Below are 1,251 nucleotides of genomic sequence, written 5' to 3' on the forward strand. Positions count from 1 at the left end.
GAAAGTGCAACTGCGCCGGATAAGGGAACTGGCGCTGCTACACTCCCGTTGGTACCAGAGGTCGCTGCAATCGCGCCGTTCAGCGTTCGTACCCGCGTTACGCTCACGCTCGTGCTCGCACTCGCGAGAAGGGAGCCTTCAATCGGGGTAGGTGCCTTAAGCGCCCCGCCAACCGTCGCGTTCCCGGGAACCGTCGCGGAATTCCCGCGTATCCGCACCCAGGCCTCGATCTGCGTCGTCGCCTGCGCCGGACAGGTGCCGGTCAGCCGTGCCTCCACCTGAAGGCCACCAGCGACCGAGGCTTGAGCCGGAAGGGTGGTTCTGGTCAAAGGTGTGGTGGCCCGAAGAAGAGACTCTAGAGTAGCCGCATTTGCCGGAATCGCCCCGTACAGGTTAGCAATAACCTGGATCTGCCCAGAACATGAAGGTGTGGCCGAGACAGTGAGGGCTGTAACAGGAAGAGTGGCCTTAAGCAACCCAGATATGCTCGCCTTGCACGGTATAGCGCCGGAAATCAGATTCGTTGCTTTTAAGACTCCGCTTAACGCACCTTTCCCGGGAGCCGACCCAATCAGGCTCCGGAGCCGCGTAATAACGCCTGACAAGCCTACCTGCACGCTGATCGCGGCCCCGTACAGATCGAGCAGCGCCTGCAGATAGCCGTTGCTAATACTGACGGCTCCTGGTGCGCCTGAGATGCCACGTAGCCGCGTGAGCATCGGAGTTTTTACCGTTGCGCTTGTGGCAATCGTGCCCCTTACCGACCGCAGACGGGTGATGGTCCCCTTTGTCCCTGATGCCGCCTCAACCGTCCCGGCAAGTTCATGGGTGACCCCGGTCTCGTACGAGTATGTCACGAAGGTGTCGTGCAACACAGCGTTCATGGCCCGAATCCAGGCGGGGGAACGGGCAGGGATCGACAGGGCTACGAACCCGACCTCTCCATTGAAATGGAAAGAGCCCTCCCCCCTAACATAATATTTACCGATTCGGAGAGGTTCGGAAGAGGCGAGAGATGCATCTGTGGGTAGAACCCGGGGAGATTTGGCAATACCATCCACCACTGCAGATAAGGTATTACCAGATCTACTCCCGCCGATGTACTTCCAGTCCCAGGCTGTGGATAACTCTAAACGCACATTTACGTATTCGCTGCTGCCAGGGGGTTTGGCGACAAAATAATACTCGGCACCTGCAGTATTCATCTGTATGGCAAACCCATCGACCCACCAACCCCCTTTAGACACTATC

At 58.4% G+C, this 1,251-nt stretch carries 1 protein-coding gene; it reads right to left on the reverse strand.

Annotation, left to right across the window (positions count from 1 at the left end; translation table 11 throughout):
- Positions 1–1,251, reverse strand: a 1,251-nt coding sequence (locus ACE4YL_RS06345; protein ID WP_461369391.1) for a hypothetical protein, incomplete at both ends; no start/stop codon positions are given.

It is taken from the genome of Candidatus Darwinibacter acetoxidans (genome assembly GCF_041936445.1).
GTDB lineage: Bacteria > Bacillota > Limnochordia > Darwinibacteriales > Darwinibacteriaceae > DTU010.